The organism is Mesorhizobium sp. L103C105A0 (assembly GCF_000502215.1).
Taxonomy (GTDB): domain Bacteria; phylum Pseudomonadota; class Alphaproteobacteria; order Rhizobiales; family Rhizobiaceae; genus Mesorhizobium.
On sequence record NZ_AYXF01000004.1, the window covers coordinates 213,277 to 233,824 of the forward strand.

At 63.4% G+C, this 20,548-nt stretch carries 16 protein-coding genes; 8 read left to right on the forward strand and 8 right to left on the reverse strand.

Annotated features, from left to right (window positions below; genetic code table 11):
* Positions 1 to 255: 255 nt before the first annotated feature.
* Entirely contained in the window at positions 256 to 2,247 is a 1,992-nt protein-coding gene (locus tag X727_RS150085) for a long-chain fatty acid--CoA ligase (RefSeq protein ID WP_023834340.1), read from the forward strand.
* 28 nt (positions 2,248 to 2,275) lie between these two features.
* The gene (locus X727_RS150080; RefSeq protein WP_050591294.1) at positions 2,276 to 3,013 is read left to right on the forward strand and encodes a 50S ribosomal protein L11 methyltransferase; all 738 of its coding nucleotides are present in this window, start codon (positions 2,276 to 2,278) and stop codon (positions 3,011 to 3,013) included.
* Positions 3,014 to 3,360: 347 nt separating this feature from the next.
* Here X727_RS150080 and X727_RS150075 read toward each other — a convergent pair whose 3' ends face one another.
* Positions 3,361 to 4,092, reverse strand: coding sequence for an HAD family hydrolase (locus tag X727_RS150075; protein WP_023745246.1), 732 nt, complete (start codon positions 4,090 to 4,092; stop codon positions 3,361 to 3,363).
* Entirely contained in the window at positions 4,089 to 5,696 is a 1,608-nt protein-coding gene (pgi, locus tag X727_RS150070; RefSeq protein WP_245265795.1) for a glucose-6-phosphate isomerase, read from the reverse strand. Before pgi ends, X727_RS150075 begins: the two co-directional genes overlap by 4 nt.
* A gap of 463 nt (positions 5,697 to 6,159) precedes the next feature.
* Between pgi and X727_RS150065 the strand changes: the two genes are divergently transcribed.
* Both X727_RS150065 and X727_RS150060 read left to right on the forward strand, forming a co-directional pair.
* Positions 6,160 to 7,653: a PLP-dependent aminotransferase family protein gene (locus X727_RS150065; protein WP_023669484.1), complete on the forward strand. Its 1,494-nt coding sequence runs from the start codon at positions 6,160 to 6,162 to the stop codon at positions 7,651 to 7,653.
* A gap of 206 nt (positions 7,654 to 7,859) precedes the next feature.
* On the forward strand, positions 7,860 to 9,479 hold the full coding sequence (locus X727_RS150060) for a trimethylamine methyltransferase family protein (protein WP_023745244.1): 1,620 nt from the start codon (positions 7,860 to 7,862) through the stop codon (positions 9,477 to 9,479).
* Positions 9,480 to 9,496: 17 nt separating this feature from the next.
* On the opposite strand, the gene X727_RS150055 is transcribed toward X727_RS150060, so the two are convergent.
* The 3 genes from X727_RS150055 to X727_RS150045 all read right to left on the reverse strand — a co-directional run bounded on the left by X727_RS150055 (position 9,497) and on the right by X727_RS150045 (position 13,589).
* Positions 9,497 to 9,859 carry a hypothetical protein gene (locus tag X727_RS150055; protein WP_081726128.1) on the reverse strand — a complete coding sequence of 121 codons (363 nt, stop codon included), beginning with the start codon at positions 9,857 to 9,859 and terminating at the stop codon, positions 9,497 to 9,499.
* A 110-nt stretch (positions 9,860 to 9,969) separates the two neighbouring features.
* Positions 9,970 to 11,451, reverse strand: coding sequence for an FAD-dependent oxidoreductase (locus X727_RS150050; RefSeq protein WP_023745243.1), 1,482 nt, complete (start codon positions 11,449 to 11,451; stop codon positions 9,970 to 9,972).
* Positions 11,452 to 11,783: 332 nt separating this feature from the next.
* Positions 11,784 to 13,589: an IlvD/Edd family dehydratase gene (locus X727_RS150045; protein ID WP_023688786.1), complete on the reverse strand. Its 1,806-nt coding sequence runs from the start codon at positions 13,587 to 13,589 to the stop codon at positions 11,784 to 11,786.
* Between the two features lie 143 nt (positions 13,590 to 13,732).
* Here X727_RS150045 and X727_RS150040 point away from each other — a divergent pair, with 143 nt between their 5' ends.
* On the forward strand, positions 13,733 to 14,191 hold the full coding sequence (locus X727_RS150040; protein WP_023745242.1) for a carbon monoxide dehydrogenase subunit G: 459 nt from the start codon (positions 13,733 to 13,735) through the stop codon (positions 14,189 to 14,191).
* Between the two features lie 160 nt (positions 14,192 to 14,351).
* On the opposite strand, the gene X727_RS150035 is transcribed toward X727_RS150040, so the two are convergent.
* From X727_RS150035 to X727_RS150025, 3 genes are all read right to left on the reverse strand, one after another.
* The gene (locus X727_RS150035) at positions 14,352 to 15,542 is read right to left on the reverse strand and encodes an Mrp/NBP35 family ATP-binding protein (protein WP_023688788.1); all 1,191 of its coding nucleotides are present in this window, start codon (positions 15,540 to 15,542) and stop codon (positions 14,352 to 14,354) included.
* A 77-nt stretch (positions 15,543 to 15,619) separates the two neighbouring features.
* The gene (locus X727_RS150030; RefSeq protein WP_023834341.1) at positions 15,620 to 16,624 is read right to left on the reverse strand and encodes an inorganic phosphate transporter; all 1,005 of its coding nucleotides are present in this window, start codon (positions 16,622 to 16,624) and stop codon (positions 15,620 to 15,622) included.
* A gap of 3 nt (positions 16,625 to 16,627) precedes the next feature.
* Positions 16,628 to 17,269, reverse strand: a complete 642-nt coding sequence (locus X727_RS150025; protein ID WP_023834342.1) for a DUF47 domain-containing protein — start codon at positions 17,267 to 17,269, stop codon at positions 16,628 to 16,630.
* Between the two features lie 158 nt (positions 17,270 to 17,427).
* Between X727_RS150025 and X727_RS150020 the strand changes: the two genes are divergently transcribed.
* The 3 genes from X727_RS150020 to X727_RS150010 all read left to right on the forward strand — a co-directional run bounded on the left by X727_RS150020 (position 17,428) and on the right by X727_RS150010 (position 20,548).
* On the forward strand, positions 17,428 to 18,327 hold the full coding sequence (locus X727_RS150020; protein WP_023834343.1) for a LysR family transcriptional regulator: 900 nt from the start codon (positions 17,428 to 17,430) through the stop codon (positions 18,325 to 18,327).
* A gap of 188 nt (positions 18,328 to 18,515) precedes the next feature.
* The gene (locus X727_RS150015; protein WP_023736169.1) at positions 18,516 to 18,995 is read left to right on the forward strand and encodes a formate dehydrogenase subunit gamma; all 480 of its coding nucleotides are present in this window, start codon (positions 18,516 to 18,518) and stop codon (positions 18,993 to 18,995) included.
* Positions 18,992 to 20,548, forward strand: coding sequence for an NADH-quinone oxidoreductase subunit NuoF (locus X727_RS150010; protein ID WP_023673426.1), 1,557 nt, complete (start codon positions 18,992 to 18,994; stop codon positions 20,546 to 20,548). Before X727_RS150015 ends, X727_RS150010 begins: the two co-directional genes overlap by 4 nt.

Consider the following 20,548-nt stretch of genomic DNA (forward strand, 5'->3'; position numbering starts at 1 on the left):
AATCCACAAGCCTGGGTTTCGCCACCGACACGACAGGACGGCATTGCCGAGCCGGCGTCGCGGGAAGGATTTCGACGGCAAATCTTTGCCGTCCTGCCGCTGGGGCAAGACTTGCACGGCCGCCGATAGTCGCAATAGATAGGTGACACGCTGGATTTTCCGGGAATCCGCGACATCGCTGCAGCGGAGGACGCCTCACCACATCGAGGCGGCGCAGCATGGAGCAGGCAACAGAACGACTGAGGGAGGCTAGAGGTGGCGAAAGCAACAAAGACAACGGCCCCGGCGAAAGCAAAAGCGGCGAAAGCTTCAAAACCGGCCGCCGCTGCCGCCAAGTCGAAAGCGCCACCGGCCAAAGCCACTCCCGCCGTCAAGCCAACGGCAATCTCGACGCCGGCGAAGGCAAGCGCCAAGCCGGCGGCGAAACCTGCGGTCAAGCGCGCGGCGAAGACAGCACCTGCTGCAAAGCCCGCCCAGCCGCCAGCCGCCAAGACAGCCGCGGCGAAGCCCGCCTCGAAGCCGTCGCCGGGCGCGGCCAAAAAACTGCCGAATACGCTGACGGCGCTTGCCGCGGGCTTGCCGGAAAAGCCATGGCTAAAAAGCTATTCGAAAGTCGTGCCGGCGGAGATCGGCGCCCTGCCCTACAGTTCGATCGGCGACTTCCTCGTCGGCGCCTGCAAGCAGTTTTCCGGCCAGCCGGCATACGTCTGCATGGGCAAGTCGATCTCCTATGCCGAACTCGAGCGGCAATCGGCCGCTTTCGGCGCTTATCTGCAATCGAAGGGCCTGCAGAAAGGCGCACGCGTGGCGCTGATGATGCCGAATGTGCTGCAATATCCGGTGGCGATGATGGCCGTGCTTCGCGCCGGCTATGTCGTGGTGAACATCAATCCGCTCTACACGCCGCGCGAGCTCGAACACCAGCTCAAGGATTCCGGCGCGCAGGCGATCGTCATTCTGGAGAATTTCGCCAGCACCCTGGAGGCGGTGATTGCCAGGACGGCGGTCAAGCATGTGGTGGTCGCGGCGATGGGCGACATGCTCGGCGGCCTCAAGGGCACGCTCGTCAACCTCGTCGTGCGCCGGGTGAAGAAGATGGTGCCGGCCTGGTCGCTGCCCGGCCATGTCAAGTTCAATGCGGTGGTGAAAGCCGGCGCCGGCATCGCCTTCAAACCGGCCAAGATGGAGGCCGGCGACATCGCCTTCCTGCAATATACCGGCGGAACCACGGGGATTTCCAAAGGTGCTGTGCTGCTGCACTCCAATGTGCTGTCCAATGTCGCGCAGAACACGCTATGGCTGCAGGACGCCTACGCGATCAAGCCGAAACCGGCGCATCTCAACTTCATCTGCGCACTGCCGCTCTACCATATCTTCGCGCTGACGGTGAACGCGCTGATGGGCATGCAGCAGGGCGCCCAGAACGTGCTCGTTCCCAACCCGCGCGACATTCCCGGCTTCGTCAAGGAGCTGCAGAAATACCCGATGCACATTTTCCCCGGCCTCAACACGCTGTTCAACGCGCTGCTCAACAACGAGGATTTCCGCAAGCTCGACTTCAAGCCGCTGATCATGACGCTGGGTGGTGGCATGGCGGTGCAGAAGGGGGTTGCCGAGCGCTGGAAGGCGCTGACCGGCAATTCGATCACCGAGGGCTACGGGCTGTCGGAGACCTCGCCGGTGGCGACCGCCAACAAGTTCAGCGACAGCAATTTCACCGGCACGATCGGCCTGCCGCTGCCGTCGACCGAGATCGTCATCCGCGACGATGACGGCAACAACCTGCCGCTCGGCGAGGTCGGCGAGATCTGCATTCGCGGGCCGCAGGTCATGGCCGGTTACTGGAACCGGCCGGACGAGACCGCCAAGGTGATGACCAAGGACGGGTTTTTCAAATCCGGCGACATGGGCTTCATGGACGAGCGCGGCTACACCAAGATCGTCGACCGCAAGAAGGACATGATCCTGGTCTCCGGCTTCAACGTCTACCCCAACGAACTCGAGGAAGTCGTCGCCCAGCATCCGGGCGTGCTCGAAGTGGCGGCGGTCGGCGTGCCGGACGAGCATTCGGGCGAAGTGCCGAAGCTGTTCATCGTCAAGAAGGATCCGGCGCTGACCGTTGAGGCAATCACTGCGTATTGTCGCGAGAACCTGACCGGCTACAAGCGGCCGAAATACATCGAGTTCAGGACCGAGCTGCCGAAGACGCCGGTGGGCAAGATTTTGCGCCGGGCGCTGCGGGAATAATTTGAACGGCGAGCCTGGCGACGGCGGGATGGCGGACGATAGTCGGCGTCCCGATGCAGTAGTGTTCATCAAGGCGAACCTGCGGCTTGCGCCCGTTCCCGCCCTTCGTGAAATCCAGCTCTATACGGCTCATTCCGGCAGCGGCCTGAGGCGGCTTGTCGAGTGGCGAGCTCATGGACCGGAAGACGGCAGCCAGACCGAGGAGCACGAAGCTGAGCCGCAGCCGCCCTACTGGGCCTATGCCTGGGCCGGCGGCGCCGTGCTGGCGCGCTATATACTCGACCATCCGCAAATCGTGGCCGGTCACCGCGTGCTCGACCTCGGCGCCGGCTCGGGCCTCGTCGGCATCGCCGCCGCCAAGGCCGGCGCCAGCGCGGTGATCGCGGCGGAGATCGATCGCAACGGCGTCGCCGCGATCGGCCTCAACGCGTTGGCCAACGGCGTCGAGATCACCATTGTCGACCAGGATATCACGACGGGCCCGCCGCCAGCGGTCGACCTCGTGCTTGCCGGCGACGTGTTCTACGGCCGCGAGGTTGCTCTGCGGATGATCCCGTTCCTCGACCGCTGCCTGGCAGCCGGCATCGAGGTGCTGGTCGGCGATCCCCGCCGCGCCGATCTGCCGCTGTCGCGGCTACGATTGGTTGCGGAATATCAAGTGCCGGACTTCGGTGACGCGAAGGGCGCTGCGGGCAGGCTGAGCGGTGTGTTTTGGTTCGAGCCGGAAGATTTGCTAGCGCGACGCGGCAAAGCCCAGTCGCTCTGAATGGCCGGATTCTACTCATTGTGGACAAACCTCAAGGGGCAGAAAATAGATTCGATTAGCCGTTGATAAGAGAAGTCGAATGGCGTGGATTAAAGTTGTTCAACGTATCGGTTTCACAGTTTGCCCAAAGTGCGAAAATCGCGGCTTCGACCTTCAGCCGGGCGAAGACATCGATAACGCAAGCGCCAAGATCAAGTGCGGCAAATGCGGGTACGTTTGCTCTGCTGATGAGTGGCCCACTATGTCCGAAAACAAACCAGAAGCTCCATAGTTTTCATGGGCTGCTTCGCCCAACTCGGCCATTGGCGGGAAATCTCGAGTCGAATTGAGTTTGCCCCAGGCCCCCTTCAGACCGTCTCCTTGACCCGCGCCGAGAGAAAGTCTGGCAAATCGGCGACCGAATCCAAAACGACATCGGCGATCGCCGACAGCGATTCACGCGTGCCGGTGCCGGAGAGCACGCCGACCGCCAGACCGCAGCCGCCGGCACGCGCCATCTCCAGGTCGTGGCGGTTGTCGCCGACCATGGCGATCTCGGACGCCTTCAACCCGGTCAGGTCGCAAAAGGCGACGATCGTGTCCGGCGCCGGTTTCGGATTGGCGACCGCGTCATAGCCATAGGCGGCGGTGATCAGCTGCGCGACGCCAAGCGTGACCATGGTCTTTTCCGCACCGGCAGTCGAATCATTGGTGGCGACGCCGAGCCGGTAGGATCCCTTGTGCAGAGCCGTCAGCGCCGCGACGATGCCGGGCAGGGCCACCGCCATCGATGAGCCTTGCACCGAGGTGATCTCGTTGAAGCGGGCGACGGCCAGCATCTGGTCCTCGTCGGACAGGCGCGGGAACCATAGTTCGACGACATCCATGTTGGTGCCCGAGGCGAAGATGGAATCCGGCTTGAAGCGCTTGGCGACAAAATCGAAGCCCGCCGCTGAAAGCAGCCTGTCGGCTTTCCAGCGATCGCCCTCGGCGGCATCCATGGCCATGAAATCGGCGATGCCGAGCCAGGTCGCGTTGAAATCGACAAGCGTGCCGTCCTTGTCGAACAAGATGCCCTTGATGTCGGCCGGATTTTTCATTGAGCCCCCCGCAGTTGCTGGATGCGCGCCACCAGCCCGGCCGTCGATGCGTCGCGCTTGGCGGCGCTCTCCTTGCCTTCCACGACTGGCAACAGGCCGGTCGCCAGCTCCTTGCCGAGCTCGACGCCCCATTGGTCGAAGGAATTGATGTTGAACAGAGTGCCTTCGACGAAGACGCGGTGCTCGTAAAGCGCGATCAGCCGGCCGAAGGTGCGCGGGTCGAGCTTGCGGTAGAGGATCGTCACCGAGGGGCGGTTGCCGGAGAAGACGCGGTGCGGGGCTATTCTGTCGACATCGGCCGGCTTCATGCCCTTGGCCAGCATCTGCGCGCGAGCCTCGTCCAGCGTGCGGCCCTTCATCAACGCTTCCGATTGGGCCAGGCAATTGGCAAGCAGTAGATCGTGCTGGTGCTTCAGATCCGGCTCATGGCCGACGGCAGCGGCAAGGAACTCGACCGGGATGAAATCGGTGCCCTGGTGCAGCAGCTGGAAGAAGGCGTGCTGGCCATTGGTGCCGGGCTCGCCCCAGACCAGCGGTCCGGTCGGCGTCGTCACCGGCGTGCCGTCGAGGGTGACGCCCTTGCCGTTCGATTCCATGTCGAGCTGCTGCAGATAGGCCGGCAGCCTGGAAAGGCGCTGGTCATAAGGGATGACCGCACGCGCCGGATAACCGCAGATCACGCGATGCCACCAGCCGACCAGCCCCAGCAGCGCCGGCAGGTTCTTCTGCAGGGGTGCGGTGCGGAAGTGCTCGTCCATCTCATGCGCGCCATCGAGGAAGGCGCGGAAGTTGCGCGGGCCGATGGCGATCATCACCGGCAGGCCGATGGCGCCCCACAGCGAATAGCGGCCGCCGACCCAGTCCCAGAAGCCGAACACGCGATCCGCTTCGATGCCGAACTTGGAAACCAGGTCGAGCGCGGTCGAGACGGCGGCGAAATGCTTGCCGACAGCTTCCTTGCCGAGCGCCTTCTGCACCCATTCGCGCGCCGTCTCGGCATTGGTCATCGTCTCGACCGTGGTGAAGGTCTTCGAGGCGATGATGAACAGGGTGGTTTCGGCCGACAGGCCCTTCAGCGTGTCGTGGATATGGGCGCCGTCGATGTTGGAGACGTAGTGCGCGCGCGGGCCGTCGTGATAGGGCGCCAGCGCCAGCGTCGCCATGGCCGGGCCGAGATCGGAGCCGCCAATGCCGATGTTGACAATGTCGGTGATTTTCTTGCCGGTGGCGCCGGCGGCCTTGCCGGAGCGAATGGCGTCGGCGAAAGCGCCCATGGCGTCGAGCACGGACAGCACATCCGCCTTGACGTCCTGGCCATCGACGGTGACGCCCTTGCCCGAGAGGTTGCGCAGCGCCGTGTGCAGCACGGCGCGGTCTTCGGTGATGTTGATTTTCTTGCCGGAAAACATTGCGGCGCGGCGACCTTCGAGATCGGCGGCGGCGGCGAGCTTCTCGAGCAGTTCCATCGTGCCCTGGTCGACCGCGCATTTCGACCAGTCGAGCAAAAGGTCGCCGTCGCTGGCCGAGAACGTCTCGAAGCGCTTGGGGTCGGCGGCAAAAGCCTCGCGCATCGTACCCGATGCCGCCGCGCGCGCAGCACGCAAGGCGACAAGCTGTTTGTCGAAGGAGGAATGATCCACTTTCGGCTCCTGATCGTTTTTCACGACATCTTATCAGACCGGATGTTTCCGGCGCGTGTCGTCGCGCTGATCTTATTGAGCCGAATTCCGCATGTTTCAATGCGTGGGGATGACGCAGTGCAGCATAGTGCGATGTGATGGAGCTATGACGCTGCGCGCCGCGCTGGATGATTTGATGGGAGTAGCGACGACGCTGCGCGTCGCGCTGGGGATAATGAGGCGCGACGACGCTTCGCATCGCGCGGGCGTCCGCGCTGCGGGATGACGCAAGCGTCACCCGGGGATGCGACGACGCTGCGCGTCGCGCATAGATCACTGGCATAAATCCCAGCGATCAGAAAAATTGATTGGCGCAACCCCTTGTGCCACGGTTACCTTCCGCTGGTCCAGCCAAGCAAAAAAGACTGGCCATCGAGGAACACCTTCCATGCCACAGCGTAACGACACGGCCATATGGTCCGGCCTGTTCCGGATTTCGGCGGAATCGGGCCAGACCCTGCAGGCGCAGATCCGTCAGGCGATCGTCGCCGCCATTCTCGACCGGCAGATCGCCGCTTCGATGCCGCTTCCGTCCTGCCGCATCCTGGCTGAAAAACTCGGCGTCGCGCGCGGCACTGTGGTGCTGGCATTCCAGCAATTGGTCGACCAAGGTTTCCTGGTGGCGCGCGAACGGCGCGGCCATTTCGTCAATCCGGATGTGCTGGCCACCCCCGCCAAGCCGCACCAGAAGGCGCCCGACCAGCAGAACGAGATCGACTGGAAGGCACGCCGGCAGATCGCCGCCAGCGACATGCCGCCACCGGCCAAGCACGACAACTGGATCAAGTCCTCCTACCCCTTCGTCTACGGCCAGTTCGACCCGGCGCTGTTCCCGACAGCCGAATGGCGTGAGTGCAACCGCATGGCGCTGGCCGTGCTCGAAATCCGCAACTGGGCCTCCGACATGGTCGATCGTGACGATCCGCTCTTGATCGAGCAGATCCAGGCGCGGCTGTTGCCGCGGCGCGGCATCTTCGCCAATCCGGACGAGATCATCGTCACGCTGGGCGCCCAGAACGCGCTCTATATGCTGGCGACACTGCTGATGACAAAGGGCTCCAAGGTCGCGATGGAAGACCCGGGATACCCCGACGCGCGCTCGATCTTCCGCTTGGCAGGCGCCGAAATCCAGCCGGTTCCGGTCGATCAGTCCGGCATCGTCACCTCGTCCATTCCCAACGATTCCGGCTTTGTCTTCGTCACCCCCAGCCACCACTGCCCGACCATGGTGCCGCTGTCGGCGGAGCGGCGGCAGGACCTTCTGGCGCGCGCCAACCGCCACAACCAGATCATCATCGAGGACGGCTATGACAGCCAGCTTCTCGACGAGGCGCCGCAGCAGGCGCTGAAGAGCCTCGATCGCTCGGGTCGCGTCGTCTATGTCGGCTCGATGTCGAAGACGCTGGCTCCGGGCCTGCGGCTTGGCTACATCGTCGCTTCGGCTGGACTAATCTCCGAGCTCAGGGCGCTGCGTCGCTTCATGCTCAGGCACCCGCCGGCCAACAACCAGCGCGCGGTCGCGCTGTTCCTGTCGCTCGGCCATCACGAAGCCCTGGTGCGGCGGCTGTCGTCGGCCTTCGACGAGCGGCGCAAGCGTCTGGTCCATGCGATTTCCGCATTCCTGCCGGAATGGCGCTCGACCGATTCGGCCGGCGGCACATCGCTCTGGCTGGAAGGCCCGCGCGGCACCGATTCACGTGGACTGGCCGAGGCCGCGGCCTCGCGCAGCGTCATCATCGAGCCGGGCGATCGCTTCTTCGATCGCACCGAAAAGCCGTCGCGTTTCATGCGCTTGGGCATTTCCTCGATCGCACTGCAGCACATCGAGCCGGGTATTCGCGAGCTCGCGACCGCAGCCGGACGCAGGCCCGCTGCAGCCTGATTTGCCTGTGCCGGGGCTTTGAACAGCCCGGCCCTTGGCATGATCACCAACATTCTGCATTAGCTCTCTGGCATACTCGGCTGCGTTGACTGGCCCATAGGCTGGGCCAATGGCAACGGCATAGTCGGCTGACAGAGGGACGAAGCAGGCCGACGGTGGACCAATCACCGCGTCGTGTTTCGCAAGCTAAAGGTGGAGTGCCCCCCATGTCAGTGGCTGTTGAGCAGCAGGATGCGGCTCTTAAGGATGCGGCTCCTAAAGATACATCAGCCGACCAGCGTTCGCGACGATCCGGCGGGCGCGAAGCGCGCCGCGCCATGCGGGCAGCACCTTTGGCCGACGACATCAGGCCGGTACGTGCCGGGCTTGAAGGCGGCAGTTACGGCCCGCTCAACCGGAACGACCAGGAGCGCATCCATGAAGCGGTGCTGACGCTGCTGGAGACCGTCGGCTTCGCCAATGCCATTCCCTCCTGCGTCGAGGCGCTGACCGGGGTCGGCGCCGTTTACGGCGATGACGGCCGCGTCCGTTTCCCACGCGGGCTTGTGATGGACACGATCAGACGAGCCGCGCGAAATTTTACGCTGCACGGCCAGGACCCCAGGCATGACATGCTGATCCAGGGCAAGCGCGTGCATTACGGCACGGCGGGTGCGGCGGTGCATCTGGTCGATGTCGAAAAGCGCGAATACCGCGAGTCGCTGGTGCAGGACATTTATGATGCCGCTCGCCTCGTCGAAGGGCTCGACAACATCCATTTCTTCCAGCGGCCGATGGTGCCGCGCGACATTCCCGATCCGCTCGAAATGGACTTCAACACGCTCTACGCCTGCGTGATGGGCACGTCGAAGCATGTCGGCACCTCGTTCACGGTGCGCGAGAACGTGCAGCCGGCGCTGGAAATGCTTTATGCGATCGCCGGCGGCGAGGAGAACTTTCGCGCCCGGCCGTTCGTGTCAAACTCCAATTGCTTCGTCGTGCCGCCGATGAAGTTTGCCGAGGACGCCTGCGGCGTGCTCGAAGCCTGTGTCGACGGCGGCATCCCGATCCTGCTTCTATCGGCCGGCCAGGCCGGCGCCACCGCTCCCGCGGCGATTGCCGGCGCTGTGGTGCAAGCGGTGGCCGAAGTGCTGGTCGGCCTCATCTACGTCAACGCCATCAAGCCCGGGCATCCGGCGATCTTCGGCACCTGGCCGTTCGTCTCCGACCTGAGGACCGGCGCCATGTCGGGCGGCTCGGCCGAGCAGGCAGTACTGACTTCGGCCTGCGCGCAGATGGCGCAGTTCTACGACCTGCCGGGCGGCTCGGCCGCCGGCATGACGGATTCGAAACTGCCCGACATCCAGTCCGGCTATGAAAAGGGGATCACCGACGTGATGGCCGGTCTTGCCGGCCTCAATCTGGTCTATGAATCGGCGGGCATGCACGCCTCGCTGCTCGGCTTTTGCCTGGAGAGCCTGATCATAGACAATGACATGCTGGGCCACTGCCTGCGCTGCGTGCGGGGCATCGAAGTGACCGACGAAGCGCTGTCGATCGACACCATCACCGAAGTCTGCATGAATGGCCCAGGCCACTATCTCGGCAACGAGCAGACGCTGCGCCTGATGCAGACCGAGTATTTTTATCCGGCCGTCGGCGACCGCTTTTCGCCCAAGGAATGGAACGAGAAGGGCCGGCCCGACATCTTGCAGCGGGCGATCATCGAAAAGAAGCGCGTGCTTGCCGAGCGCTTCCCGCGCCATGTGCCGAAGCTGCTAGACGACAAATTGCGCGCCCGCTTCGGCGAGATGATCAAGCTGCCACGCAGCGGCATGGGCGGGTAAGCTTCACCTTACGAAGGTCAGTCCGCACTTAGCCCAAAGCGCTCGACGACTTCGGCGCTGATCAGCTTGCCATGCAGCGCCATCAGCACGATCTGGGCATCCAGGCTGTCGCCGGTTTCAAGCGCTGCCTCGATGCGGCGCTCAGCGTCCAGCCGCCGCTCCGGCCCATTGGCCTGCTCAAAGGTTTGTGGGCCTGCGATGCAATAACCAAACAGCTGCGCCACGGACCGATAAGCCTCTGGCGGGGGCTCGTCCGGCCAGTGATCCTTCATCAGATTGACGATGGTGAGCTTTACTCCCTCTGGCACCAGTGCCGGGTGAAGGTCGGCGCCGCGCAGCGCGTTGTCCAGTTCCCGCAAGTCACCCGAGCGGCCGAACATGCCGAGGAAACCGAGGGAAGAGCGCCGTTTAGTCACGTTGATACTTTCCGTCCGATAGCCGACCACTCATATGGGAATGTAGGATCGTTTTTCATCGCCTTTCCGGAGTCTCAGGCAAACCAGGCGTCGAGCCCGAATTCCCGCTGCAACAGGTCTTCCGCACTTTCCAGCGCGCCCTCGATCCAGCCGTGATTGTTGGACCACGCTTCGCCACAGACATGAATGCCCGGAGCGAGCGTATGGCTCGCCAGTTTTATACCGGAGATATCTATGCCACGGTCCCAGACATGCGACGCGCCGCCATAGGCCGGCGCACCCCAATCCTGCGCAAACCCGCCGATGGGTTTCGAGATGGCGCCGTGTTTGCCATGGACTTCGACCATCTGGCCGTGAAAGGCCTCCAGCGCGGAATGTCCCTCGGCCAAAACCGCAAAGCCGTGGCGCCGAGCGAGCTCAGGCAGCAGTGAGCGCCAGAATACCATGTGCTTGCCATCGCAATAGGCCATGGCGACGCTCCGACGAATCGTCGCGTCGCGAGCGTCCGCTTTTGTGAACTGCCATATCTGGCGAGCCGGCAGATCGGTCACGCTGTGGCCGGCCGCGATGCCGTTTCGAGCCCACCACGGGCTGGCATAGCAGGCGGCCAGCGTGAGCATCGGCCAGGGTTCCGGTGCCGGCAGATCGCTGGGCTGCTCGATGCCGGACTTTTCCAGCAGGGTCCGCAGGGGGCGGACCGGTAACGCCAGCACGACCTTGCGCGCCTCGACCGTCCCGCCCTGCCCCTCGACAGACAAGACCATCCCTTGCGCCGAGCGGGCGATGGCGGTCACGGTGTGATCGAGATGGACGGCGCCGCCGCTGACAGCGATCCGCCCGGCCATTCGCTCCGCAACCGGCTGGAACCCACCATCGGGGGAACAATAGGAGCGGCCGCCGCTCAGCTCGCCGAGCGCAAGCCTGAACGTCTCGGCGGCGTTGGGTCCGCGCAGGAGCAACGAATAGCCCACCGCGTCCTCGGCAAAAGCCATTTCCTCCGGGGTCAAGACCGTCGCCAGCACATCCCAAGTCGCCCAATCCGCCAGCTTGCGGCCGCGATAAACGAAGCCTGCGGCGCCGTTCCATTCGGCGCTGCCGAAGGCCTCCGAACCCGGCAGGATCAGTGCTGCCGCCTTTCGCAGCAGGCGGGACGGGCCTTTTTCCTGCAGCCGACGCGTCACGTCATAGGCAAACAGGCGGCGCGGCGCAAAGCGCGATATAGCGGCGTAGGGCAGGCTCCTACCGCGCAGATGGAGCCGGTTGGCGCCGGTGACGACGTCCATACCCGACAGCTTTACATCCAGCGTCGCCATGAGTTTTTTGAGCAGCCGATGTTGCGGCATCAGCATCATCGCGCCGAGATCGATGCCGAAGTTCGGCTCTCCGGGAAATGAGACCGTGGAGGCCCGACCGCCGACGCGACCGGCGGATTCGAAAACAGCGATCCTTGCGGGCTTTTCACTTTGGGACAAGCGCCACGCCAGGAAGAGACCGGCCATGCCCGCGCCGACAATAGCAATGTCGACCGGGGCAATGTCGATCGGGCTAGGCGGCAAGGATACGCCCGTGGCGGAAAACCATCATCATGGACGACGCTCTGGACCCCTCTTGATTTCGTGTCAAAAAACCCGAAACTGACGAGGACTGCAATGTCATACTGACAGGTGGGATCAGTTGGCGTGCGAGCAGTGATCTAAAACGGGCAACGGGTCCTATGAAGAAACAGTATCACACACCAGTCATCCGCAAGGCAGGACGACTCTCCGGCATCACAGCCATCGCCGCTTCGTCCGGCCCGCCTCCACCCTGAGGCCGCCATCCAAACAAGCTTACGCCAAGGCTTTCATGCCGGCCCGATCAGGCCGGCATTTTCATATCAAGCGGGTGCTCAGTGGTTGTCCCTCGGCACGCCGCTGGTGTGCGCGACGTCCTGGTATTTCACCGCCGGCTTCAGCACCATGCCCTCCGAGAACTGGTCGACCATGGAGCGCTGGATCTCCTGCCATGGCGTCTGATGCTTGGGATAATGATAGCCGCCATCGACCTGCAGTTCGGCACGGCGGCGCGTGATTTCCTCGTCGGTGACGAGGATGTTGGCAGTGCCTTTCCGTAAATCGATGCGCACACGGTCGCCGGTCTTGAGCAGCGCCAGGCCGCCGCCAATGGCGGCCTCCGGCGAAGCGTTGAGGATAGACGGCGAGCCGGATGTGCCCGACTGGCGGCCATCGCCGATGCAGGCCAGCGCGTGAATGCCCTTCTTGATGAGATAGGCCGGCGGCTGCATGTTGACGACCTCGGCGCCGCCGGGATAGCCGATTGGGCCGGCGCCGCGCATGAACAGGATGGTGTGCTCGTCGATGCCTTGCGCCGGATCGTCGATGCGGGCGTGGTAGTCCTCGGGACCATCGAAGACCATGGCGTTGCCCTCGAAGGCTTCCGGGTCGTTCGGGTTGGAGAGATAGCGTTCGCGGAATTCCGGCGAGATGCCGCTCATCTTCATGATTGCGGAATCGAACAGATTGCCGCTGAGATTAATGAAGCCGGCATTGGCCTTCAGCGGCTCGGCGACGGTGCGTATGACGTCGGTGTTCTCGTTGGCCACATCCTTGCAATTGTCGCCGATCGATTTCCCGTTGACGGTCATCGCTTCGGGATAGGGCAGCAGCTTGGCCTTCATCAGTTCGGCCACCACAGCCGGCACGCCGCCGGCATGATGATAGTCTTCGCCGAGATATTCGCCCGATGGCTGCAGATTGACGATGAGCGGCACATGGAGGCCGACCGTCTGCCAGTCGTCATTGGTGAGCGGCACGCCGAGATGACGGGCAATCGCGTTGAGGTGGATCGGGGCATTGGTCGAGCCGCCAATCGCCGAATTGACGACAATGGCGTTCTCGAAGGCCTTGCGCGTCATGATGTCGGACGGCTTCAGATCCTCATGCACCATCTCGACGATGCGCTTGCCGGTCTCATAGGAGATCTGGCCGCGCTCGCGGTAGGGTGCGGGAATGGCGGCCGAACCCGGCAATTGCATGCCGAGCGCCTCTGCCAGCGAGTTCATCGTGGTGGCGGTGCCCATGGTGTTGCAATAGCCGGTCGACGGCGCCGATGAGGCGACGATGTCCATGAACTCGTCATAGTCAATCTCGCCGGCGGAGAGCCGCTGGCGCGATTCCCAGACGATGGTGCCGGATCCCGTGCGCTTGCCTTTGTGCCAGCCATTGAGCATCGGTCCGACCGAAAGTGCTATGGCCGGAATATTGACGGTGGCCGCCGCCATCAGCAGCGCCGGCGTGGTTTTGTCGCAGCCGATGGTCAGCACGACGCCGTCGAGCGGATAGCCGTAAAGCACTTCGACCAGGCCGAGATAGGCAAGGTTGCGGTCGAGTGCCGCGGTCGGGCGCTTGCCGGTCTCCTGGATCGGATGGCACGGGAATTCGAAGGGGATGCCGCCCATCGAGACGATGCCTTCGCGCACGCGCTTGGCCAGTTCGATATGGTGGCGGTTGCACGGCGACAGATCCGAGCCGGTCTGGGCGATGCCGATCAGCGGCTTGCCCGACATCAACTCGGCCCGCGTCAGGCCGTAGTTCAGGTAGCGCTCGAGGTAGAGCGCGGTCATGCCTGGATTGTCGGGATTGTCGAACCACTCCTGCGAGCGAAATTTCTTCTTTCCGGTGGGGGCGCCTGCCATCATGGTCTCCGTATTTGTAAGACAAATCGATATGGCAACGCGCGGAAGCAGGCAAGAGGGCGCACCGTCGCAACCGGACTTTGGTGCGATAGACACAGACCAGACCGTGCGTTAGGCCTTCGAAGTCTGTCCGGGAGGTGTCGATGGCTTTGGTGGTCGAAGGCGAGGAACGCATTGCCGCCCCCCTGCAGAAAGTGTGGGACGCGCTGAACGACCCGAAGGTTTTGCAGGCGACCATTCCCGGCTGCCAGCACCTGGAGATGAAATCGCCGACCGAAATGGCGGCGACGGTGGTGTTGAAGATCGGACCGATCAAGGCGACATTCAACGGCGAGGTGACGTTGAAGAACCTGAAGCCGCCGCACTCCTACACCATCCAGGGCGAGGGCAAGGGCGGTATTGCCGGCTTCGCCAAGGGTGGCGCCGACGTGACGCTGACGGCGGACGGGCCGGATGCGACGGTCCTCAAATACGCGGCCAAAGCCGAAGTCGGCGGCAAGATCGCCCAACTCGGCAGCCGGCTCATCGAATCGACTTCGAAGAAGCTGGCCTTGCAGTTCTTTTCAAGCTTTGGCGAGAAGGTGGGTTCCCCTCCCCCTTGAGGGGAGGGTGCCTCGTGAAGCGAGGCGGGTGGGGTCGCCTCAACTGCCTCAACGTGAGTTGAGCTGCCTCGACTTGTAAAGAAATAGCGTCGAGCGTGTCACCGCGGACCCCACCCGGCCCTTCGGGCCACCCTCCCCTCAAGGGGGAGGGATATCCGAGCTACTCGAACACGATGTTCGGCACCGCCGCTTCGGCCGCGCCGCGTTCTTCGTTGACCCGGTCCCAGACCTTCGAAGCAATGCCGCGATAGATCTTCGCCTCGGCGCTGTCTGGCTTCGACGCCACCACCGGAGCACCTTCATCAGAACTTTCGCGAATGCCCATTTCCAGCGGCACTTCGCCGAGGAAGGTCACGCCGAGTCGCTCGGCCTCGCGCCGCGCCCCGCCATGGCCAAAGATGTCGTAGCGCTTGCCGGTATCGGGGGCTATGAAATAGCTCATGTTCTCCACGATGCCGAGCAGCGGCACGTCGACCTTCTTGAACATATTCAATCCTTTGCGGGCGTCGATCAGCGCCAGGTCCTGCGGCGTCGAGACGATGACGGCGCCGGCCAGCGGCACCTGCTGGGCCATGGTCAGCTGGGCGTCGCCGGTGCCGGGCGGCATGTCGACGACGAGCACGTCGAGGCGGCCCCATTCGACCTCGCGCAGCATCTGCGTCAGCGCCGACATCACCATCGGACCGCGCCAGATCATCGGCGTCTCCTCGTCGACGAGGAAGCCCATCGACATCACCTTAAGGCCGTAATTCTCCATCGGTTTCAGGATCTTGCCGTCGACGGTCTGCGGCCGGCCATGGATGTTGAGCAGCCTGGGCATGGACGGGCCATAAATATCGGCATCGAGCACGCCGACACGCAAACCGTTGGCGGCGAGGCCAAGCGCGATGTTGACGGCGGTGGTCGACTTGCCGACGCCGCCCTTGCCGGACGCCACCGCGATGATCGCCTCGATGCCGGGCACGCCGCGCTTGCCCGAGCTTTGCGAGGCCGGGGCGTGCGGGGCTGGAGAGTGTGGAGCTGGGCGCGGCGCGGCTGGCGCAGCCGGGGGTGCCGGCCTGGGCGCGGGACGCGACGCAACCGGAGCCTCCATGCCGCCGCCCTTCTTCTCCGCCGTCAGCGCGACGACGGCGCCGGCGACACCAGGGATCGCCTTGACGACACGCTCGGCTGCGGCGCGCAGCGGCTCCATCTCCTGTGCACGGGCGGCGGGAACGGTGATCGAGAAAAACACTTTCGAATCGGCGATGAAAATCTCCGAAACCATGCCGAGGTCGACGATGTTGCCGGTGAAGTCCGGCCCGTTGACCGTCTTCAGACGCTCGGTGACGATTTCCTTGGTGACGGACATGCATTGTTCCCTAAGGCGTTTGGCTGCGGCTCAGATAGTGCAGATTGGCAGCGACTCCAAGCACCACAGTGTCCGCCTCACCTTGCCAGGCCAACCGCAAGGTAGGTGAGCGCCGAAATTGCAGCCGTGGCCGGCAAGGTGACGATCCAGGCGATGACGATGTTGCCGGCAATGCCCCAGCGCACGGCCGAGACGCGACGGGCAGCGCCGACACCGATGATGGCCCCGGTGATCGTATGGGTGGTCGACACGGGAACGCCAAGCCAGGTGGCGGCAAACAGGGTGATGGCGCCGCCGGTCTCGGCGCAGAAGCCCTGCATCGGGTTCAACCGGGTGATCTTCGAGCCCATCGTGTGGACGATGCGCCAGCCGCCGAACAAAGTGCCGAGCGCCAGTGCTGTCTGACAGGTGAGGACGACCCACAGCGGCACGTAGAACGTCCCGCCGAGCATACCTTGCGAATAGAGCAGCACGGCGATGATGCCCATGGTTTTCTGGGCGTCGTTGCCGCCGTGCCCTAGCGAATAAAGCGAGGCCGAAAAGAACTGCACGACGCGGAAAGTGCTGTCGACGGCGAACGGTGTCTGGCGCACGAACAGCCAGGAAACGGCCAGGATCAGGAGCAGCGCCAGAACAAACCCTGTCGCCGGCGACACGACGATTGCGGCGACCGTCTTGCCAAGCCCGGTCCAGACGATGGCGCCGGGCCCAGCCTTTGCAACGCCGGCGCCGACGAGCCCGCCGATCAGGGCATGCGAACTGCTGGACGGGATGCCGGCAATCCAGGTGACGATGTTCCAGACGATGGCGCCGACGAGCGCCGAGAAGATCACCGCCGGCGTGACGATGCTGACGTCGACGATACCTTTTCCCACGGTTTCAGCCACGTGAAGGCCGAAGAACATGAAGGCGATGAAATTGAAGAAAGCCGCCCACAGGACCGCATATTGTGGTCTCAGCACGCGGGTGGAGACGATGGTGGCGATGGAGTTCGCCGCATCGTGCAGGCCGTTGAGAAAATCGAAAAACAGCGCGACGGCGACAAGGCCGATCAGCACGGGAAAGGCGATGGTGGCTTCCATTGCCTAAACGTTCTCGATGACGATGCCGCTGATCTCGTTGGCGACGTCCTCAAAGCGGTCGACCACCTTCTCCAGCTGGCCGTAGATCTCCGAGCCGATCAGGTAGGCCATCGGATCGCTGCGGCCATGCCGCTTGAACAGGTCCTTCAATCCCTGATCATGCAGATCGTCGGCGCGGCTTTCGACGCGCATGACCTCTTCGGCGATGGCGTTGAGGCGTACCGTGTGCGTGCCGACCTTGCTGAGCAGCGGGATCGCTTCGGCAACCAGCCTGGAGGCGGCAACGATGACGCCGCCCATCTCCTGCATCAGCGGGTCGAATTCCTTCTTTTCGAACAGCTTCACCGTCTTGACGGTCTTGTGCATCATGTCGATGGCGTCATCCATTGACTGGATCAGGTCCTTGATGTCGCCGCGATCGAAAGGCGTGATGAAGGAACGCCGCACCGCCAGCAGGACTTCGGCCGTGATATGATCGGCCTCGTCCTCGAGATCGATGATCTTCTGGCACCAGCGATCGATGTCCTTGCCCTGCAGAAGCTGCTCCAGCGCCTCGGCGCCGCCGACCACGGTGCGGGAATGCCGTTCAAAGAGGTCGAAGAAGCGATCTTCGCGCGGCAAAAGCTTGCGGAACCAGCCCAGCATGTCCGATCTCCTCGTATTCCATCCAACCACATAGCGCCGTGTTCGGCCGGGGGAAACAGCCAGCCGGCCCAAAGATGTGGATGCATGGCCAATTGCGGGTAGAGCTTGCGGCGAAAGGCAATTTCCCCGACCTTGCGCGCAACGAACGGACGGATGGGATGATCGACAAGCTCGAATTCTTCATCGCGCTGGCCAAGGAGGAGCATTTCGGCCGGGCGGCGGAAGCGTGCGGCGTCACGCAGCCGACCTTGTCGGCCGGGATCAAGCAGCTGGAGGGCCAGCTCGGCGTCATGCTGGTCAATCGCGGTTCGCGCTTTCAGGGGCTGACGCCGGAAGGCAAGCAGGTGCTGGTGTGGGCGCGTCGCATCGTCGGCGATTCCAGGACCATGCGCGAAGAGATGCGGGCGGCGCGACATGGCCTGTCCGGGCGTATCCGTATTGCCGCCATCCCAACCGCCCTCGCCATGGTGGCGCGGCTGACGACGCCATTTCGCGAGAAGCATCCGGGCGTCACCTTCTCTATCCTGTCGCGCACCTCGATCGAGGTGTTGTCGCTGCTCGGCAATTTCGACGTCGATGCCGGCATCACCTATCTCGACAACGAGCCTCTCGGACGGGTGACCAGCGTGCCGCTCTATGACGAGCGCTACCAGCTGATCACGGCGGTCGGAAATCCCTATTCGGATCGCGACAAAGTGACATGGGCCGAAATCAGCCAGCTGCCGCTCTGCTTGTTGACGCCGGACATGCAGAACCGCCGCATCATCGACCAGCATCTGGCCGAGGCCGGCGTGCAGGTGCGGCCGACACTGGAATCCAACTCGATGATCGTGCTGTTCTCCCACATACGGACAGGCAAATGGTCGTCGATCATGCCGCTCAACCTGGCGGAAACATTCGGTTTTTCCGAGCCGATCCAGGCCATTCCGATCGTCGAACCGGATGCCAGCCACACGGTCGGGCTGGTCGCCGCGCCGCGCGAACCGCACACGCCGCTGGTGCAGGCGCTGCTGGACGAGGCGATGGCGCTGGCAGACGATTTCCGCGCCAATCGCTGAGCTAGTCATAACTGATCAATCGGCGCGATAGAAATTTTCTATCGTGCAACGAAACCGCTTTATTGATTTCAGGGGTTTTCTCTGATTTCTTAAGCACTTAGCGATTAAGCGGCGTAGGCATGTCGTTGTTCCAAAACCGCGTCATGCTTTTGGATATGCATCGATCGCTACGATAGGGAGGGCGCTGCGTGACGATGCAGCCAGCAAGTACCGAGATACAGTCGCGCACGGCGGCGATCATCCAGGAGTTGAAGGGCCTCGAAGGCCCGCTGCTGCCGATCCTGCACGAGATCCAGGACGAATTTGGCCACGTGCCGCAGGACGCCGTGCCCGTCATCGCCGATGGGCTGAACCTGTCGAGGGCCGAAGTGCATGGCGTTGTGACCTTCTATCATGATTTCCGTGCCCGGCCGGCCGGCCGGCATGTGCTCAAGCTCTGCCAGGCGGAAGCCTGCCAGTCGATGGGTTCGGATGCGATCGCCGCAAAGGTCAAGCAGTTGTTGGGCATCGATTTCCATGAGACCACCCGCGACGGATCGGTTACACTTGAGCCTGTCTATTGCCTCGGGCTGTGCGCCTGTTCACCGTCGGCGATGCTGGATGGTGAGGTGATCGGGCGGCTCGATGACGAGAAGATCGAAGAGATCGTCGGGGAGGTACGCTCATGATCCCGCGCATCTACATTCCAGGTGACTCCGGCGCGCTGGCGCTCGGCGCCGAAAAGGTCGCCAAGGCTGTTCGTGCGGAACTGGCTGAACGGGGCGTCGAGGCCAAGATCGTCCGCAACGGCTCGCGCGGCGCCTATTTCCTCGAACCGATGGTCGAGGTCGCGACCGAAAAGGGCCGCGTCGCTTACGGGCCGGTCAAGCCATCGGACGTCAAGAGCCTGTTCGACAGCGGCTTTCTCACCGGCGGGCATCACAAGCGCTGGCTGGGCGCGCCCGACAAAATCCCGTTCCTGGCCAAGCAGACGCGCCTGACCTTTGCGCGTTGCGGCATCAACGACCCGCTATCGCTCGATGCCTACAAGTCACTGGGCGGGCTCAAGGGCCTGCAGAACGCGGTGGCCATGGCGCCGCTCGACATCGTCAAACAGGTCACGGAATCGGGCTTGCGCGGCCGAGGCGGCGCCGGCTTCCCGACCGGCATCAAGTGGAAGACGGTGCTCGATACGACATCTGACCGCAAATACATCGTCTGCAATGCCGACGAGGGCGACAGCGCCACCTTTGCCGACCGCATGATTATGGAGGGCGACCCCTTCGTGCTCATCGAAGGCATGACGATTGCCGGCATCGCCACCGGCGCGACCAAGGGGTTCGTCTATATCCGCTCGGAATATCCGCATGCGGTGGCTGTCATGAACAAGGCTGTCGAGGTCGCCCGCAAGGCAGGCGTGCTCGGCGTCAGCGTGCTGGGTTCGCCCAACGCCTTCGACATGGAAATCCGCGTCGGCGCCGGCGCCTATGTCTGCGGCGAGGAAACTTCGCTGCTGAACAGCCTTGAAGGCAAGCGCGGCGTGGTGCGAGCCAAGCCACCGCTGCCGGCAATCCAGGGTCTGTTCGGCAAGCCGACGGTGATCAACAACGTCATCAGCCTAGCCTCCGTGCCCATCATCATGGACAAGGGTGCTGCCTTCTACAAGGATTTCGGCATGGGCCGCTCGCGCGGCACGATCCCGATACAGATCGCCGGCAACGTCAAGTTCGGCGGCCTGTTCGAGGCGGCGTTCGGCATGACGCTGGGCGAAATCGTCGACGATATCGGCGGCGGTACGGCCACAGGTCGCCCGGTGAAGGCGGTGCAGGTCGGCGGCCCGCTCGGCGCCTATTTCCCGCGCGGCCTGTTCGACACGCCGTTCGACTACGAAGAGTTCGCGAAGCGCGACGGGCTGATCGGCCATGCCGGCATCACCGTGTTCGACGACACGGCCGACATGCTGAAGCAGGCGCGCTTTGCCATGGAGTTCTGCGCCATCGAAAGCTGCGGCAAGTGCACGCCCTGCCGCATCGGCTCGATACGCGGGGTGGAGACCATCGACCGGCTTGCCGCCGGCATCGAGCCGGAGAAGAACCTGGCACTGGTCACCGATCTCTGCAACACGATGAAGTTCGGATCGCTCTGCGCGCTGGGCGGCTTCACGCCCTATCCGGTGATGAGCTCGATCACCCATTTCCCCGAAGATTTCAAGCCCGCGCCGGCGCGCGTGGCTGCTGAATAG

Coding starts and splice junctions, on each gene's coding strand:
- X727_RS150080 (WP_050591294.1), top strand. CDS start 2,276: ATGGCGGACGATAGTCGGCGTCCCGATGCAGTAGTGTTCATCAAGGCG.
- X727_RS150075 (WP_023745246.1), bottom strand. CDS start 4,092: ATGAAAAATCCGGCCGACATCAAGGGCATCTTGTTCGACAAGGACGGC.
- X727_RS150065 (WP_023669484.1), top strand. CDS start 6,160: ATGCCACAGCGTAACGACACGGCCATATGGTCCGGCCTGTTCCGGATT.
- X727_RS150060 (WP_023745244.1), top strand. CDS start 7,860: ATGTCAGTGGCTGTTGAGCAGCAGGATGCGGCTCTTAAGGATGCGGCT.
- X727_RS150055 (WP_081726128.1), bottom strand. CDS start 9,859: ATGTTCGGCCGCTCGGGTGACTTGCGGGAACTGGACAACGCGCTGCGC.
- X727_RS150045 (WP_023688786.1), bottom strand. CDS start 13,589: ATGGCAGGCGCCCCCACCGGAAAGAAGAAATTTCGCTCGCAGGAGTGG.
- X727_RS150040 (WP_023745242.1), top strand. CDS start 13,733: ATGGCTTTGGTGGTCGAAGGCGAGGAACGCATTGCCGCCCCCCTGCAG.
- X727_RS150035 (WP_023688788.1), bottom strand. CDS start 15,542: ATGTCCGTCACCAAGGAAATCGTCACCGAGCGTCTGAAGACGGTCAAC.
- X727_RS150030 (WP_023834341.1), bottom strand. CDS start 16,624: ATGGAAGCCACCATCGCCTTTCCCGTGCTGATCGGCCTTGTCGCCGTC.
- X727_RS150025 (WP_023834342.1), bottom strand. CDS start 17,269: ATGCTGGGCTGGTTCCGCAAGCTTTTGCCGCGCGAAGATCGCTTCTTC.
- X727_RS150020 (WP_023834343.1), top strand. CDS start 17,428: ATGATCGACAAGCTCGAATTCTTCATCGCGCTGGCCAAGGAGGAGCAT.
- X727_RS150010 (WP_023673426.1), top strand. CDS start 18,992: ATGATCCCGCGCATCTACATTCCAGGTGACTCCGGCGCGCTGGCGCTC.